Consider the following 16826-nt stretch of genomic DNA (forward strand, 5'->3'; position numbering starts at 1 on the left):
CCAACCCGGGCACGTGATCTGCGGTGGCAGCGACGGCCCTGCGGTGGCATTATTTCCATGTGCCATCCCAAGGCCCATTCATTCATGGCCGCCAACCCGACGAGGTAGTCATTCAAGATGTTCGAGCGTATCGAGCGAGTTCCCGGGGACGCCATCCTCGGCCTGATCGAAGCCTATCAGCAGGACACCAACCCCAATAAGGTCGATCTCGGGGTAGGGGTTTACCGTGACGATCAGGGCCGCACACCGGTGCTGGCGACGGTCAAAAAAGCGGAAGAGCAGCTTTACCAGCAGGAAGCCACCAAGAGCTACATCGGCTCCCACGGCGATACGCGCTATACCGAAGCAGTCACAAGGATGGTGGCGGGTGAAGACTCCGCGGCCCTGAAGGCACAGCGGATCAGTACCACCCAGACCCCGGGTGGCACCGGCGCCCTGCGACTGGCGGCCGACTTTCTGAAGTCTCATTTGTCAGGTCGCGCCATCTGGCTGAGCGATCCGACCTGGCCCAACCATCCGGCCATCTTTGACGCCGCCGGTATCGAGGTCAAACGCTACCCTTACGTCAACGCCGACAACCGTCTGGATTTCGAGGCCATGCTGGCCGCACTTGGCGAAGTACCGGAAGGCGATATCGTTCTGCTGCATGCCTGCTGCCATAACCCGACCGGCTTTGATCTTTCGGAAGATCAGTGGCATCGAGTACTCGAAGTGGTCAGGTCACGCGGACTGCTGCCGCTGATCGACTTTGCCTACCAGGGCTTCGGCGACGGCCTGGATCAGGACGCCTTCGGCGTACGCCTTTTCCTGGAATCGCTTGATGAACTGCTGATCACGACCTCGTGCTCGAAAAACTTCGGGCTCTATCGTGAGCGTACCGGCGCACTGATGGTGCTGGCCACCGATCACGAGCAGATGCACAACGTGCGTACCCAGGTCGCCATTGCCGCTCGCGAGAACTACTCCACCCCGCCCTCTCACGGCGCGGCGGTTGTTGCCGAGATTCTGGGCTCACAGGCGCTGACCGAAGAGTGGAAGCAGGAACTGGCCGATATGCGCGGACGCATCAACGGCCTGCGCAGCGATTTCGTGGCGGCCTTCCGCCCGCACGGCCTTGAAGAGCGCTTTGCCTTTATCGCCGAGCAGCGTGGTATGTTCTCCTACACCGGTCTGACGCAGGAACAGGTCAAGCGACTGCGAGACGAGTTCAGCATTTACATGGTCGGCTCCGGGCGCGCCAATATTGCCGGACTCTCCGAAGCGTCACTGGAGTATGTGGCAAAGGCCATCGCCACGGTTGTCAAATAACGCTTTTGCGTTTTTCAAAAAAGCGAGCCTTTCGGCTCGCTTTTTTATGCCCCAATGCGTCAAGGAGATATCGAGTCCGCTTCATTATCTGCAGAAGCGTCCGATTCAGCTGGCGCTTGCCCCTCTGAAGGTGGTGTCGCTCTTCCCCAGGCCGCCGCCGAAGGCGCGCTTGATGTGGCCGGTGCGGCAAGCGTTCCGGCGCGCTGCCATCTCTGTGAAGGCGGCTTGGGCGGCAGACGCCAGGCATCAGACACGGCCTGCTCTGATGTGGCCGCGCTCGAAACATGCGCCTGCAGCTGACGCTGAATGGCAGGATCATCAAACCGCCGATGAAACTCCTGACGTGATACCCGACCATCACCGTTTTGATCCAGCATGTTCCAGTGATTACCAAGCCCGAGGCGCTCGATGTCCAGAGCGCCCAGGTGACCATCCGACGCGGTTTTGGCCTGATCAAAGACCTGATCGGCATCCAGACGGCTGCCCAATGTGGCGTCCGCCTGTGCGGGGTCAGGCTCCTGGGTTGAATGCCGGGCACAGCCTGCCAGCATGATCAACATGACAAGACTTGATACTCCTCCCAGATATCCCGCTGGCACCCTTCGCATAACCATCTCCGCATCATTCACCATAAACGAGTGCTAATACTATAAACGAGGCGGTACAAGTGTTCACGAAAGATGTTCACGCACCGGATCAAACGCCATGCTGCCCGAATCACGTCCCTTGTCACCCAGTATTCGGCGGTAGCTCCACCAGGCCAGCGCACCGGCCAGCACGTTGCCAACGGCTGCACCAATGCCAAGCCCCACAAGCCCCCCCAGCCAGGCACCGAGACTCAAACAGGGGAGATAACAGACAAAAAGGCGCATGAAGGAGACCGTAACGGCCCGGCGCGGCCAGCCCAGCGCGTTGCATGCCGATACCACCAGCATGCAGATGCCCAGAAAGGCATAGCTTGGCAGCATGACGTGCAAAAGCGTTGCCAGCATGTCGCGCACTTCTTCATTGCCGGCCAGCAGCCCGGCCAGCGGCCCTGCCAGAGCGCTTAATAAAAGTCCGATCACCAGTTGCCAGATCAGCACCACCCGAGCGGCCAGATTCATCAGCGCCCGGATTTCCTGCCAGCGCCCGGCTCCGAAGCTGCGCCCCAGCCAGGGAGGCAGCGACATGGTCAACCCCAGCACCACCAGAATAACGAAGGTTTCCAGCCGCGCGGCCAGTCCCCAGGCCGCCACAGCCGTCTCACCAAGCCGTGCCACAATGCCGGTGGCCGCCAGTGCTGACACTGCCGGCAGCAGCTGAGAAGCCATGGCCGGCAGGGCAATCCCCAGAAAGCGCCCCAGCGAGCTGACGGCCTCCTGCCGAAGTCCCGTGCCTGAAAGCCAGTCGCGCTTTGAAAGGCTGCGCGCCAGAATCAACAGACCGATGGCAAAGGAGATGAGCGTGGCCCAGGCGGCACCTGCCAGACCCCAGCCATCAAAGGGACCCACCCCAAAAATCAGCACAGGGTCCAGCACAAGGTTGAGAAGACTGGTCAACACCATCATGCGACCGGGCAGGCGGGTCTCGCCGTGAGCGCGAAAAAGACTATAGCCCAGATAGAGCAGCGCACCGACCCAGCTGGCCAGCAGCCATGGACCCCAGTACTGATGAATCAGCGCCAGCGTATCCTCGCTGGCCCCCAGCAGTCGGAAGATGATCGACTCCATCAGCCAGAGCACCAGCAAAAGCACCAGCATCGCAGCACTGCCGCCCACCAGTACAAGCGTCCCCAGTCGCCGGGCGCGCGCCTGTTCATCGGCACCGAGGGCGCGGGATATCAGGGCCGCAATGGCAATCCCGAAACCGACCTGGACGCCGATAATGACCGTCGCTACCGGAAAGGTGAACGACTGCGCTGCCAGCGGCTGCGTGCCCAGCCTGGCAATGAAGATACTATCAATCAGATTGAAGCCCAGAAGCGCCATGACGCCCATGGCCATCGGCAATGTCTGGCGCCACAGGGTTTTACCCATTTCCCGGGTTTGAGGCGATGCCACAGCACCTCCAGAGTTGATGATCAGAGCGTTGATGCGGCGCGCAGTCTAACGTCATGCATCAAAAAAAGCAGGCAGTGCCTGCTTTTTTAGCGCATCTTGTTGCAGCGTCTCCCGGCGGTTGAAAGCGTCCGGTTTACAGCGAGGTCAGAATCTCGTAGCTGCTGTCGGAACTGGAGCGGCTCTGGGTAGTGTTGCCATCCACCACCAGCGTGTACTGCCCGGCCGTCATGGGGCTGTCGATGTTGAAATTGCCCTGAGCGTCGCTGGCGCTGCTGGCCACGACGTTACCCTGCTGGTCGAGCACCATCGCATTGAGGCGATAGGCTGCATTGTGTGCTCCGGCTGGCTGATGGCTGAAAAGGTGAACCTGGCCGTCGTTTTCAACCTTGAAGTTGAAGTGGTGCGGTGCGCCCTGAGCCACATAGTGAGTACCGCTGATCGAGTGGGTCTGCTGAGCAATCAGATCACTGCGGGTATTGAGTGTCGCATCGTTGTTGGCTTTCATGAACTGACCTTCAGTGGTCGAAGCCATTCCCTGCTGGGCCATCAGCGTGGTCAGAGTGACAGCGGCGATTATCATTGTGCGTTTCATGGGTCATCTCCTGAATCAGGTTATCGGGCCCGAACGGCGTATCGGCCAGCGCCCTTTGTCGATAGCCTTATTATCAGTGATGACAGAAAACTGATCGATGCACACTATAACAACTTTGTGTTGTCATTAGCGCAACAATGAAGAGAACAACTCGGGGAATACAATATGGATATGGCCGGTCGGCTTCTGCTGTTTGCCGAGGTGGTTGAAGCGGGCAGCTTTACCCGTGCTGCCGATCTTCGTCATGTGGATCGCTCCGTTATTTCACGCCAGATCCGACAGCTGGAGAAAGAGCTTGAGGTTCGCCTTTTCAACCGCTCGACCCGTGTAGTGCATCTCACGGACGTAGGCCAGGAGCTCTACCATCGCGCTCTGCGTCTACGTACTGCTCTGGAGGATGCCCGTCATGTGGCAGAAGCCCATCATAGCGAGCCTCGCGGCGTACTGCGCATCAACGCACCAACGGATTTTGGTCGACGCTACGTGGCCCCGGCCGTTGGCCTTTTCATGAGACGCTTCAAGGACATGCAGGTCGAGCTACAGCTCGATAATGCGTATGTCGATGTCATCGCAGGCGGCTACGACCTGGTCATTCGCATCAATGATCCGCAGGACTCATCGCTCATTGCTCGCCCGCTGGCGAGCAACCATCGAGTCATCTGCGCCAGCCCCGAGTTCATTCAAAAACACGGTCTGCCCGAAAGCGTCGAAGAACTGCTGCAGTTACCGGCCGTGACCTACTCACGCGATGACCTGACTCTGGACTATCTTCATTATTACAACGAACACAACACGATCGTACGCGGGGCTTTCAACTCGCACCTTCGAACCAACGACCCCGAGGTCATGGTCAGAGCCATGCTGGTAGGTCTTTGCTATGGCGTGATGTCGGCATTCATGCTTGAAGAAGGCTTTCGGGACGGCAAACTTTTTCCACTATTGCCTGAGCTGAGGCTGGCCCCCAGCCCCGATATCTATATGGTCTATCCCCATCGCGAGTTTCTGTCACTCAAGACCCGGCGCTTTATCGAATGCCTGCAGGAGATCGTAGGAGAGCCGCCAATATGGGAGCGCAACATGCCACGCATTGGCATGTTACAGGGCTATAATCCGATGGCCTGAATCGACGGGCCTGGCGGCGCCTCGAACCGGATCGAGGCGCCGATGACGTCCTACAGCGCGTCCAGACCGCGTGCCAGATCCTTTTTGATGTCTTCAAGGTGCTCCAGTCCCACCGCAATGCGGATCAGCCCCTCGGTGATGCCGGCGCTGGCGCGCTGCTCATCGCTTAAACGACCGTGGGTGGTGGTGGCCGGGTGAGTAATGGTGGTCTTGAGATCTCCCAGATTGCCGGTAATCGAAAGCAGCTGCGTGGCATCGACCACCGACCAGGCCCCTTCGCGACCGCCCTTCACCTCGACACCCAGCACCGCACCAAAGCCACTCTGCTGACGTGCGGCCAGCGCATGCTGTGGATGAGAGCTCAACCCGCTGTAATACACGCGCTCAACGCCGGGATGCGCTTCGAGCCACTGCGCCAGCGCCAGCGTGTTATCGCAGTGCGCCCGCATCCGAAGCCCCAGAGTTTCCAGCCCCTTGGTGAAAATCCAGGCATTGAAGGGACTCATGCTCGGGCCACAGGTACGCACCACACCATGCACTTCCCTGACCAGATCGGCACGACCGGCCACAGCACCACCGATGGCACGCCCCTGCCCGTCCAGATACTTGGTGGCCGAATGAATGACCAGATCCGCCCCATGTTCGATCGGGCGCAGCAGCGCCGGCGTGCAGAAGCAGTTGTCAATGGCAAGCCAGGCCCCATGATCGTGCGCAATATCGGCCAGCGCGCGAATATCGGCAATCTCGGACAGGGGGTTGGACGGCGTCTCGGCAAACAGCAGCTTCGTACGCGATGTCATGGCTGCCTTCCAGGCATCCAGATCGGAGAGCTCCACGAAATGGGTCACCACGCCCAGCTTGCCGAAATATTTGCTCAGCAGACTGACCGTTGAGCCGAATAATGACCTTGAGGCCACGATCTCGTCGCCAGCCTCCAGCAATCCGAGCACAGTCGACATGATGGCCGCCATGCCGGATGACGTGGCGACACAGGCTTCGGCCCCTTCCATCGCGGCCAGACGCGCTTCAAACGTCTGCACGCTCGGATTGGTGAAGCGCGAGTAGACGTTGCCCGCCTCTTCACCGGAAAACTTGGCAGCCGCCTCGGCGGCGCTTGCATAGACAAAGCTCGACGTGGGAAAGATCGGCTCGCTGTGCTCCTGCTCGTGAGTCCGCTGATGGCCAGCGCGAATGGCCAGCGTATCCGGATGCAGGTGATCATTCTGGGCGTCTTTTTCGAACATGGTGGCTTCCTTGAATGGTCGGAGACCGTGACATCAGCGACAAATGCCCGGGACAGCCCTGCCCGTCATCGTCATGAACAAAATGACCGGGCGCATGGCCCGGTCATTCAATGAATACCCTTCAGCGATACCTTACCCTGCCGCGGGCATGAGGATCAGTCAACTTCCTCGACATCGTTGTGCAGATCCACCTGGGCATGGCCGCCGCTGGACTGCTGCTTGGCAGCATCGCTGCGGGCGAGTTCGAGCCGGGCCAGATAGTCCGGATCGATGTCGCCCGTCACATAGCGGCCATCAAAGACCGAGCAGTCGAACTCGAAAAGCTCCGGATTGATCTCCCTGACGGCCTCCTTGAGATCATCAAGATCCTGATAGACCAGCCGGTCGGCTCCGATCAGCTCGGCCACATCTTCGGTCGTACGATCAAAGGCGATCAGTTCCATGGCGACCGGCATATCGATGCCGTAGACATTGGGATAGCGCACCGCCGGTGCTGCCGAGGCGAAATAGACGTTTTTGGCACCGGCTTCGCGTGCCATCTGAATGATTTCGTTACAGGTCGTGCCGCGGACAATGGAGTCGTCCACCAGCAGGACATTCTTGCCGGCAAATTCGATATCGATGGCGTTGAGCTTCTGACGCACCGACTTCTGGCGCTGCGTCTGTCCCGGCATGATAAAGGTCCGCCCGATATAGCGGTTTTTCATGAAACCTTCGCGATAGGCCACATTCAGATGCAGCGCCAGCTCCAGTGCTGCCGTACGGCTGGTATCCGGAATGGGGATGACCACATCGATATCGTGATCGGGCCAGTCGCGCTTGATCTTCTCGGCCATCTTTTGCCCCATGCGCATGCGCGTGGCATAGACGTTGGCACCGTCGATGATCGAATCCGGCCGCGACAGATAGACGTATTCAAAAATACATGGCACCAGCCGGGCATTTTCGGCGCACTGCTGGGTGTGCAGGTTGCGCGCCATGTCGATATAAAGCGCCTCGCCCGGCGCCAGATCGCGGATCAGCTCAAAGCCCGCCACGTCCAGTGCCACCGATTCGGAAGCGATCATGTACTCGGGGCCTTCCGGCGTATCGCGACGGCCGAAAACCACCGGGCGAATACCGTGCGGGTCGCGGAAGGCGACCAGCCCCTTGCCGTTGATGATTGATACTGCCGCATAGCCGCCCTTGCAGCGACGATGCACCCGGCGAATGGCATCAAAGATGTCTTCGGCCTCCAGCTGGTGACCCTGCTTGCCCAGCTCATGGGCAAACACATTGAGCAGCACCTCGGAGTCCGAACTGGTGTTGATATGGCGCAGATCGGCGTTGAACAGCTCGGCGACAAGCTGCTCGGAATTGGTCAGGTTGCCGTTGTGAACCAGCGCAATCCCGTAGGGCGAATTCACATAAAAGGGCTGGGATTCCGATTCGCTGGCAGAACCGGCGGTCGGATAGCGCACATGACCAATGCCGATATTGCCCTTGAGTCGTTTCATGTGGCGCGTATGGAAGACGTCGCGTACCAGACCGTTGCTCTTGCGCAGCAAAAAGCGCCCGTCATCCCAGGTCATCATGCCGGCAGCATCCTGCCCGCGGTGCTGCTGCACCGTCAACGCATCATAGACTGCCTGGTTTACCATCGAGTTGGCCATCAGGCCCACGATACCGCACATGCGTTACATCCTCGCTGTCGGTGATTGCCGGCAACGTGCCGGCCGTACTGGTCGCTTGTTCATTGCCGCAACTGCCCGGGCAGATGCTGTTGCAGTTCACGAGCGCGCTGCGATGCTTCATCCATGAGATTTTGATCCTGATCAAGCTGCTGATACTGGCGGATGGCCAGATCACGCCCCTGCTCGATCCAGGGTAAAAAGACGGATTGCTGCCAGTCATCGGACTGGCTCAGCGGCGTCAGCCCGAGCACCGCCACAATCATGATGAGCACGAGACCACCTCTGAGCAGTCCGAATCCGGCCCCCAGAAGACGGTTGAAAAATCCCATGCCGACCCACTCGATCATGGCGTGCAACAGTCTGATCACGATATTGGCCAGTAGCAGTGTGACAAATACCACCAGCATAAAGCCGATCACCAATCGAATTTGTTGACTGTCGATATAGTCTGCAAAAAGCCCGGCGGCCGGCGCTGCCAGGGTGCGTGCGGCGATCAGGGCGGCAATCCATGCCGCCAGCCCCAGCCCTTCGCGGATAAACCCGCGCGCAAACCCTGACAGGACCGAAAACCCGAGGATGATGACAAAGGCCCAGTCAATCCAGGTCCAGCTCACTGACCACCTTCACGCCGAACGATCAGCCCCTTGATGTTGGCCTTCGCCTGCAGTTCGGCTCGGGCCCGTTCGCTCTCCTCGGTGGAGCCAAAGGGACCGACATAAACCGTATTGAGCTCACCGCGCGGCTGCTGATAGGCCGAGAAGCCCTGTGACCTGAGCTGTTTGATCAGACGATCGGCATTTTCGGGCTGACCGAAGCTGCCGGCCTGAACCGCCCAGCCACCGCTGCCTGAAGACTGTGCAGCGCTGGTGCTGTTGCGATTCGCCGCCGCCATGATCGGATCACCCGAGGAGTCGTCGCTGCGCGCCGGCGCCTGCTGCCGGGGGCTGCTCTCGCGAGCAGCGCTCGCTGACCGGTTGTCGCTGCTAGAAGCCGCGGGACGACTGCTGCTGGAAGCGCCAGAGCGGCTGCCGGAACCGGTATTGGCGGTCTCGCGCGATGCGGTTTCCGAGGCTGATGGCTCGCCATGACTCGTCTGTGCCGGCGTCGATTCACGCTGATGATCCGGGAACAGCTGATTGCTCTGGCTGGCCTGACCAGCTTGATTGGACTGACCGGACTGATCGGGGCGTTCGCCCGAATCTGCGCTGTCGTCTTCAGGCAGCGGCGACTGTGGCTCGGCCACTTCGCGCTGGGACATGTTGATGGGCTGTTCGATGACCATCGACGAGTTATCAGCATTATCGTCATCATCGCTTGAGCCACCAAACAGGATGGGCAGCAGGATCAGGGCCAGTGCCACGATAATGACGATACCGCTAATGCGCTCACGCATGCCGTATTTCATGCGACTCTCTCCTTGTTACGCGAATCCGTCGCCCCTTTCGAGCCGGGCCAGTGCCTCTGCCACGGTAAAAAAGGAGCCGCAGACCAGTACGTCATCATGTTGTGAATGTTGTTCAAGCCAGTCGATGCCCTCGTTCGGGCTATCGGCTACGGCAATGACCTGACCGCCACGGGCACCAATGATGTCCGCCAGTGTTTGTGCCTGACGCGCCCGCGCACCCGATAGCGTCACCGGCAGCCAGTCATCCACGACCGGCCAGAGTGCCTCGATGACGCCTTCAGCATCCTTGTCGCCCAGCATACCCAGCAGCGCCACGCGTCGCGTGGCCGGTCGGCGCGCCAGCTGTGCGGCCACGTAGGTGGCCGCATGTGGATTATGGGCCACGTCCAGGCAGTAACGACCGATGCGCTGCATACGCCCGGACAGGCGAATACCAGAAAAGGCCTTTTCAAGCTGCTCGGCGTTCAGCGACAGACCGATCGCATCAAGCGCTGTCAGCGCGCTGGCGGCATTGTCCAGCGGCAGGTTGGGGTCGGGCAGCGATACGCCCTCCCCGTTCGGTCGCTGCCACTGCCAGCGACCGCTGGCCTCCCACTGCCAGTCAAACTCACGCCCCAGCGTCAGGCAGCGAGACACCGGCAGCGACTCGGCATGTGCCGCGACGCTTGCCACCAACTGTCGACTGCCCAGCACCGCCGGTCGACCGGCTCGCAGAATACCGGCCTTCTCGGCACCAATTCTTTCAATATCGGTACCGAGAAAATCGGCATGATCGAGCGCCACGCTGGTCACGATGCCGACATCGGCATCGATGATGTTGGTCGCGTCCAGCTGACCGCCCAGCCCGACTTCCAGAATGGCGATGTCCGGAGCGCGATCACGAATGATCACCAGCGCCGCCAGAGTCCCCATTTCGAAGTAGGTCAGACCGGTATCCTGTCGGACGGCCTCGATACGCTCGAAGGCATCGATCAGCGCCTCGTCACTGACCTCATTGCCATCAAGGTGCAGCCGCTCGTTGTAGCGCAGTAGATGCGGCGAGCTGTAACTGGCCGTGCTCAGGCCGTGCGCCTGTGCCACGGCATCGACCATGGCCACGGTCGAGCCCTTGCCGTTGGTGCCGGCGACGGTCACGACCCGCTGCGCGATGGGTACCGAAAGCAGATTCAGACGCTCGGCCACGATGCGGATACGCTCAAGCCCGAGATCGATGGCGACCGGATGCAGCTTTTCCAGGTGGGCCAGCCACTGTGTCAATGTACGAGACATGATGATCAGCGGGCGCCTTCGCTGTACGGTGCGCCGTTGTTGTCCTCGACGTCTTCCAGCATGGTGACGGCCGGCTCGGAGGGACGGTCGGTCAGCGTGCGCAGAATACGGCCCAGACGGGTACGCATCTCGCTACGATGAATGATCATGTCCACTGTACCGTGTTCCAGCAAAAACTCGCTGCGCTGGAAGCCTTCGGGCAGCTTTTCACGCACGGTCTGCTCGATAACGCGTGGACCGGCAAAGCCGATCAGAGCGTTGGGCTCGGCCACGTTGAGATCGCCCAGCATGGCCAGCGACGCTGATACGCCGCCAAAGACCGGATCGGTGAGTACTGAAATATAGGGGGTTCCGGCTTCGCGCAGACGCTCCAGCGCCGCCGAGGTCTTGGCCATCTGCATCAGCGAGAACAGCGCTTCCTGCATGCGCGCACCGCCGGAGGCCGCGAAGCAGACCAGCGGACGCTTCTCTTCACGGGCGATGGTGGCCGCGCGAACAAACTTCTCGCCGACGACGCTGCCCATGGACCCCCCCATGAATTCGAATTCGAACGCCACGGCCACGACCGGCAGCCCGTCCAGAGTGCCCTTCATCACCACCAGAGCATCCTTCTCTTCGGTGGCCTTCTGTGCACCGGCCAGACGGTCCTTGTACTTCTTGGAGTCGCGGAACTTGAGTCGATCCACCGGCTCAAGCTGACCGGCGATCTCTTCACGGCCGTCGCTGTCCAGAAACCAGGAAAGACGACGACGCGCGTTCAGGCGCAGATGGTGGTCACACTTGGGGCAGACGTTGTGGTGCCGCTCAAGCTCGGGCCGATAAAGGACAGCCTCACAATTGGGACATTTGCGCCACAGGCCGTCGGGGATGTTATTGCGACGATCGGTACGGGCAGTACGCCCCATTGAAGGAACAATCTTGTCGAGCCAGCTCATCGAAAAAGGGCTTCCATATCGTTGATGGTCAGTCTTTTGAATGGGCGCGCCGCAAAAGACACATGGCGCATCCACCCATTATCAATCATCGGCGGTGGCGAGGGCCAGTCCGGTGTATGTCTTCACCGACACTCTACCCTGCGACGGCCGTTATCGTTCGGGCGCTGCCGACAGATCATCGGCGCGGCGCGCCTGATCGATGAAACGTTTGATCAGGTCGTGATCCTTGAGACCGGCTTCGGCCTCCACGCCACCGGAGACGTCCACCCCGTAAGGGGCTATCCGGTCGATGGCGCTACCGATGTTGTCCGGCGTCAGCCCACCGGCAAGAATGATCGGCGCTGCCAGATCATGCGGTACCCGCGACCAGTCAAAGGTTTCACCGGTGCCACCCGGTACGCCGGGGCGCCAGGCATCCAGCAGCAGACCACGCGCACGATGATAGCGCGCGGCCTCCCGGGACAGGTCGATATCATCGCGCATGCGCAGCGCCTTGAGCCAGCTCATTCCGTAAATGTCGCACGCCTCGGGCGGCTCATCACCATGAAACTGAAGCATGTCCAGCCAGGACGCACAGCAGGTAATGAGATCGGGGTCCTGATCGACAAAAAGTCCGACCCGGGTCACGAAAGGCGGCACCCGGGCAGCAAGTTGCTCGAGGCGCTCGACCGTCAGTGCCCGCTTGCTGCCGGGCCACATGACAAATCCCAACGCGTCGGCTCCGGCCTTGACGGCGGCATCGACATCCGACTCTCGGGTCAGTCCACAGATCTTGATTCGGGTTCGCATTGACAGAGATCCTGATGATTACAGATGACCTGCCGGTTCACCGCGGTAGACCGGGCGCTGATAACTTGATGCAGGTAGCGTGCGGGCGCCGGTCCATTCACCGCTGAAATAAAGTTCTGCCGGACCCAGTGGCTCCGCCGGCAGCTCAAAGCGTGGATCATAGTACACATCCACGAAATGCAGGCCCCGGGCCGGCGCTGTCGCCTCGGAAACCGTGCGATCCCGGCCGTTCAGAATGTCTCGAGTGAGGGAGACATCGCGCCGGCCATCGCCGATGGTCAAAAGGACCCCGGCGACATTGCGCACCATGTGATGCAGAAAGGCATTGGCCTGAATATCGATGACCACAATGGGCCCTACCCGCATCACCTCTACAAAGTGTACATGACGCCAGGGCGTGCTGGATTGACAGCCGGCAGCGCGATAGCCGGAAAAGTCGTGCTCCCCCACCAGCACCTGCGCCGCTTCCTGCATGCGTCGTTCATCCAGCGGCGTGCGATGCCAGGTCATGTGCTCGGCATTCAGCGCCGGCGGCACAGGCTGGTTGAGGATCATGTAGCGATAGCGGCGGGCAAGACTTGAAAAGCGGGCATGGAAATCATGCGGCATGACACGTGCCCAGCGTACGGACATGTCTCGCGGCAGATGCACGTTGGTGCCCATGACCCAGGCTTTCAGCGTACGGGCACTGGTCGTATCGAAATGCACGATCTGACGGGTGGCATGAACACCGCTGTCGGTGCGCCCGCTGCACATGACCTCAACGGGTGATTGTGCGATGCGGGCCAGCGCTGCTTCCAGTGAGGCCTGAAGGGAAGGGCCATGACTCAGGCGCTGCCAGCCCTGATAGGCCGTGCCACGATACTCGAGGCCCAGCGCGATACGACCGCTGACGCGCTCGTTTTCATCCATTCGTGTAAAAAGGGACATGTGACTCGGTAATACAGAGCAGATCGGTTCAGAAAAGCATGCTTCCCTGACCGGGCCACCCTCATGCATAAATTGGGCGGGATCGATCACCAGCCACACGGGTCAGACATGGCGCAGCAAACGATCTGCATCGGGGCACTCATTATCCGCATCGAAGCCCCCGGATGCCACCTCTTCCAGCGCCCAGCTCCCCGGAAATCCGACGCTCGGCTCAACGACAGGATCGGTTCCCCTCTCACAGGTCACACGGGAGGCATGATACGTGGTGTCATCAACTGCCGATGATTCTACCGGCGCGTCATCGCTTGAAAGGGTCGTCAGCGACCAGACCGGCGCCAGCCCCGGCGTCTCCTCCACTGCCGCTGAAACCGATGGCTTTTGTCGTGCGATATGATGTTCGCCCTGCGCCTGCTCGCGATCACGAGCGGCTTCCATGGCCGCCAGCGCACGCATCAGCTGAATGTCGTTCGGATAGTGCTCAAGTCCTTCCTTGAGCATGGTGATGGCGTGATCGTATCGGTTATGCCGGTAAAAGACCTCGGCCTCGCTGCAGATCGCCTCGACCTGGGCACGACGGGCCGTCCAGACTTCATCCGTGACGCTGTTGTCTGCCGTGCCGTGCTCATTATCCATGTCGCCGTCAGCCACGGCGCGCTCCTGACCCGTGCCGCCCGAGGGTGAAAGCTCTGCCACGCTGACCAGACGGTAACGCTGCTGCCGCCAGCGGCGAAGACCGGCCCACATGCCTGCCAGCACCATCAGCAGCGCCGCGAGCAACCAGGTCCAGACAAAGCCGTGATCGCGATCGGTAACGGCGGGCTCGGGAACGGGAGTTACGGCGGCCTCACGAGGCATGATTTCCGGTTCCGGTACAGCTTTCGCCATAGCAGATTCTGGCGCACTGTCCGCCGTCACAGACTCCGGCATGGCAACATCGGCTGCCGTCACCTTCTGATCCAGTTGATCGAGACGGCTTTCAAGCTTCTGCTGGCGCGACGTCAGTGCCTGCCATTCAGCCTCGTCAGACAGTGTTTGATCAGCGGGCTGCACCCTGAGGGCGGCCAGTTCCGACAGCGTGGCCGACTGTGCCGTTTGAGCATCCTGCAGCTGCTGCTCGAGCTGACTCAATCTTGCCTCGAGCGCTGCCATACGCGAGCGCTCCGCTGCAGCGTTTGATGCGTCACGCGCTGGCGCGCTATCGGAGCGCTCCCGCATCGCATCCGCTACAGAAGCTTCCCGTGACGGGGCACTCTGCGAGCGAGCGGGTGACGTGGCAACGGGCGTCGTCTTCTGATTGCCTGCGGCCGAGGGCAGCAGGGTCAGCTGTGGTGTCAGTTCTCCCTGTGGCCAGCGAAGCGTCACGACCACATCCAGCCAGGGCGTGGCCAGTGGACGACTGCCGCGAACATCCAGATAGAGATGACCGGGACGACCATCAACGGCCAGTCGCAGGGTATCGGTATCAGCGCTTCGCACCACTTCCATCGCCTGCCAGCGTGCATTATCTGCAAGGCTGACCCGAATGTCGTCGGCGTGCAGATTACCGGTATTCAAAAGCGCCACCCGCGCCTTCAACGGCTCGCTGAAGCCTGACATGACCTCGGGTGTCCCAACTCCCAGCGCTTGTGCCGTGACAGACACCGACAACAGCACTGCGGTCAGTAGCGCGTGTTGCCACTTACGGTATCCGGGCCATCTGGCCATTACCCTCTCCTGTTTCATGACATAAAAAAAGGCGCCTCGATGAGGCGCCTTCAGGCATAACGATGACAGGGGGTCAGTGGCGCTCGACCAGCAGCGCCAGCATGCGTCGCAGCGGTTCGGCCGCTCCCCAGAGAAGCTGATCGCCGACCGTAAAGGCCGAGAGATACTCACCGCCCATGGCCATCTTGCGCAGACGGCCCACCGGCACATCGAGCGTGCCGGTCACGGCGGCAGGCGTCAGCCGTGCCAGCGTGGCGTCCTTGTCGTTGGGTACGACGCTGACCCAGTCGTTATGACGTGCAATTCGATCCTCGATCTCATCTATCGGCACATCACGGGTCAACTTGATCGTGAAGGCCTGAGCATGAGAGCGCATCGACCCGATACGAACGCACAGACCGTCCACTGGAACAGTGTTGGGCGCCATGCCGAGAATCTTGTTGCTCTCGACACCCCCCTTCCACTCTTCCTTGCTCTGGCCGTTGTCCATCTTCTTGTCGATCCACGGCAGCAGGCTGCCACCCAGCGGCGCCCCGAACTGCTCGATGGGGAAGTCACTGCCGCGCATGGTCTCGATGACCCGTCGATCGATATCCAGAATCGCGGACGCCGGATCATCCAGCTCGGCGCGCGCGGCATTGCCCACCATCGACATCTGATTGAGCAGCTCACGCATGTTCTGCGCGCCAGCGCCGGAGGCGGCCTGATAGCTCATGGACGTCATCCACTCAACAAGCCCGGCCTCGTATAGACCGCCCAGCCCCATCAGCATCAGGCTGACGGTGCAGTTGCCGCCGGCGAAGGTTTTATAGCCTTCTTCCAGACGCTGATCGATGACGCGCCGATTGACCGGGTCCAGCACGATGACCGTGTCATCAGCCATGCGCAGGGTGCTGGCCGCATCAATCCAGTAGCCTCTCCAGCCGGACTCGCGCAGCTTCGAATACACCTCGCCGGTGTAGTCGCCGCCCTGACAGGTCACGATCACATCAAGCTCGGCGAGCGCCTGAATATCAAAGGCATCCTTGAGCGGCGGTACGTCGACACCTACATCCGGGCCGGGCCTGCCCGCCTGAGAGGTCGTAAAAAAGACCGGCTCGATGTTTTTGAACCCGTCCTCTTCCAGCATGCGCTGCAGCAGCACGGAGCCCACCATTCCGCGCCAGCCGACAAATCCGGTCCTCAACATTGCGTGTTCCCCTGTTGTGATAAGTGATTGATCCGGGTTTCATCTGGCTCGTCCTGCGACGCCAGCGCCTGAGCAAGGCGTGGATGCAGACGCGCCATTTCAAGACTGTCCAGATAACGGCCATGGCCAAAGGAGACCCCGCGACTGAGGCCCTCCCGTACAAAGCCATGACGCTCGTAAAGCTCGATTGCCCTTTGATTGTGGCTGTACACGCCAAGGCTCAGTCGCGTGACGTTGAGCCAGTCATCCGCCAGTTCGATGGCCGCCTTCAAGAGCTGACTGCCCGCGCCCTGACCGGCGATATCCGGATGGACGCTGAGCCCCAGCGTGCGCACATGCGCCACTCTGGGCGAATCACTGACAGGATGCAGCCAGATCAGCCCCAGCGCCCTTTCCGGCTGCTGCGGATCGCAGGCACACAAAAAGACATGACGTCCTGTTTCGCCACGCTCCAGAAAGGTGCGCCAACGCTCGACGCCAGTCCAGGGCAGTTGCATGGTGCAGGGATAGACTTCATCACGGTTGAAGATGTCGGTGACCGCTTCAGCGTCGCCGACTCCGGCGCGGCGGATATGCCAGCGCCCGTGCGATGGCGGCATGTTCCCTCCTGTCGAGAAAAGGCGA

16 protein-coding genes are annotated in these 16826 nt (G+C 60.6%); 2 read left to right on the plus strand and 14 right to left on the minus strand.

The genetic code is table 11. The features are described from left to right. The first annotated feature begins 117 nt into the window (after positions 1-117). Positions 118-1308: an amino acid aminotransferase gene (locus BM079_RS02245; RefSeq protein WP_090130369.1), complete on the plus strand. Its 1191-nt coding sequence runs from the start codon at positions 118-120 to the stop codon at positions 1306-1308. A 59-nt stretch (positions 1309-1367) separates the two neighbouring features. Here BM079_RS02245 and BM079_RS02250 read toward each other — a convergent pair whose 3' ends face one another. From BM079_RS02250 to BM079_RS02260, 3 genes are all read right to left on the minus strand, one after another. After that, positions 1368-1868, minus strand: coding sequence for an EF-hand domain-containing protein (locus tag BM079_RS02250; protein ID WP_090130370.1), 501 nt, complete (start codon positions 1866-1868; stop codon positions 1368-1370). Between the two features lie 111 nt (positions 1869-1979). Next, a complete protein-coding gene (locus BM079_RS02255) occupies positions 1980-3326 on the minus strand; it encodes an MATE family efflux transporter (RefSeq protein WP_090130372.1) in 1347 nt (448 codons plus the stop codon). Between the two features lie 157 nt (positions 3327-3483). Further along, positions 3484-3942 (minus strand): hypothetical protein, encoded by a 459-nt coding sequence (locus BM079_RS02260; protein ID WP_139215239.1) that lies wholly within the window; start codon positions 3940-3942, stop codon positions 3484-3486. A 165-nt stretch (positions 3943-4107) separates the two neighbouring features. Here BM079_RS02260 and BM079_RS02265 point away from each other — a divergent pair, with 165 nt between their 5' ends. Next, on the plus strand, positions 4108-5064 hold the full coding sequence (locus tag BM079_RS02265) for a LysR family transcriptional regulator (protein WP_090130375.1): 957 nt from the start codon (positions 4108-4110) through the stop codon (positions 5062-5064). 50 nt (positions 5065-5114) lie between these two features. Here BM079_RS02265 and BM079_RS02270 read toward each other — a convergent pair whose 3' ends face one another. The 11 genes from BM079_RS02270 to BM079_RS02320 form a co-directional block, all read right to left on the minus strand. Next, on the minus strand, positions 5115-6308 hold the full coding sequence (locus tag BM079_RS02270; protein WP_090130377.1) for an O-succinylhomoserine sulfhydrylase: 1194 nt from the start codon (positions 6306-6308) through the stop codon (positions 5115-5117). Between the two features lie 155 nt (positions 6309-6463). Next, entirely contained in the window at positions 6464-7981 is a 1518-nt protein-coding gene (gene purF, locus BM079_RS02275; protein ID WP_090130379.1) for an amidophosphoribosyltransferase, read from the minus strand. Between the two features lie 59 nt (positions 7982-8040). After that, on the minus strand, positions 8041-8595 hold the full coding sequence (locus BM079_RS02280; RefSeq protein ID WP_090130381.1) for a CvpA family protein: 555 nt from the start codon (positions 8593-8595) through the stop codon (positions 8041-8043). Next, entirely contained in the window at positions 8592-9386 is a 795-nt protein-coding gene (locus tag BM079_RS02285) for an SPOR domain-containing protein (protein WP_090130383.1), read from the minus strand. Before BM079_RS02285 ends, BM079_RS02280 begins: the two co-directional genes overlap by 4 nt. Positions 9387-9401: 15 nt before the next feature. Then, a complete protein-coding gene (gene folC, locus BM079_RS02290; protein ID WP_090130384.1) occupies positions 9402-10655 on the minus strand; it encodes a bifunctional tetrahydrofolate synthase/dihydrofolate synthase in 1254 nt (417 codons plus the stop codon). Positions 10656-10660: 5 nt separating this feature from the next. After that, positions 10661-11590 carry an acetyl-CoA carboxylase, carboxyltransferase subunit beta gene (gene accD, locus BM079_RS02295; RefSeq protein ID WP_090130386.1) on the minus strand — a complete coding sequence of 310 codons (930 nt, stop codon included), beginning with the start codon at positions 11588-11590 and terminating at the stop codon, positions 10661-10663. A gap of 150 nt (positions 11591-11740) precedes the next feature. After that, positions 11741-12379 (minus strand): phosphoribosylanthranilate isomerase, encoded by a 639-nt coding sequence (locus BM079_RS02300; protein ID WP_090130388.1) that lies wholly within the window; start codon positions 12377-12379, stop codon positions 11741-11743. Positions 12380-12397: 18 nt separating this feature from the next. Then, positions 12398-13309 carry a tRNA pseudouridine(38-40) synthase TruA gene (truA, locus tag BM079_RS02305; protein ID WP_090130390.1) on the minus strand — a complete coding sequence of 304 codons (912 nt, stop codon included), beginning with the start codon at positions 13307-13309 and terminating at the stop codon, positions 12398-12400. 102 nt (positions 13310-13411) lie between these two features. Then, positions 13412-15013, minus strand: a complete 1602-nt coding sequence (locus BM079_RS02310) for a type IV pilus assembly protein FimV (RefSeq protein WP_090130393.1) — start codon at positions 15011-15013, stop codon at positions 13412-13414. A 73-nt stretch (positions 15014-15086) separates the two neighbouring features. Beyond that, the gene (gene asd, locus BM079_RS02315; protein ID WP_090130395.1) at positions 15087-16202 is read right to left on the minus strand and encodes an aspartate-semialdehyde dehydrogenase; all 1116 of its coding nucleotides are present in this window, start codon (positions 16200-16202) and stop codon (positions 15087-15089) included. Then, positions 16196-16801, minus strand: coding sequence for a GNAT family N-acetyltransferase (locus BM079_RS02320; protein ID WP_090130397.1), 606 nt, complete (start codon positions 16799-16801; stop codon positions 16196-16198). Before BM079_RS02320 ends, asd begins: the two co-directional genes overlap by 7 nt. Positions 16802-16826 lie beyond the last annotated feature (25 nt).

It is taken from the genome of Kushneria avicenniae (genome assembly GCF_900112585.1).
In the GTDB taxonomy this organism is placed as follows: domain Bacteria; phylum Pseudomonadota; class Gammaproteobacteria; order Pseudomonadales; family Halomonadaceae; genus Kushneria; species Kushneria avicenniae.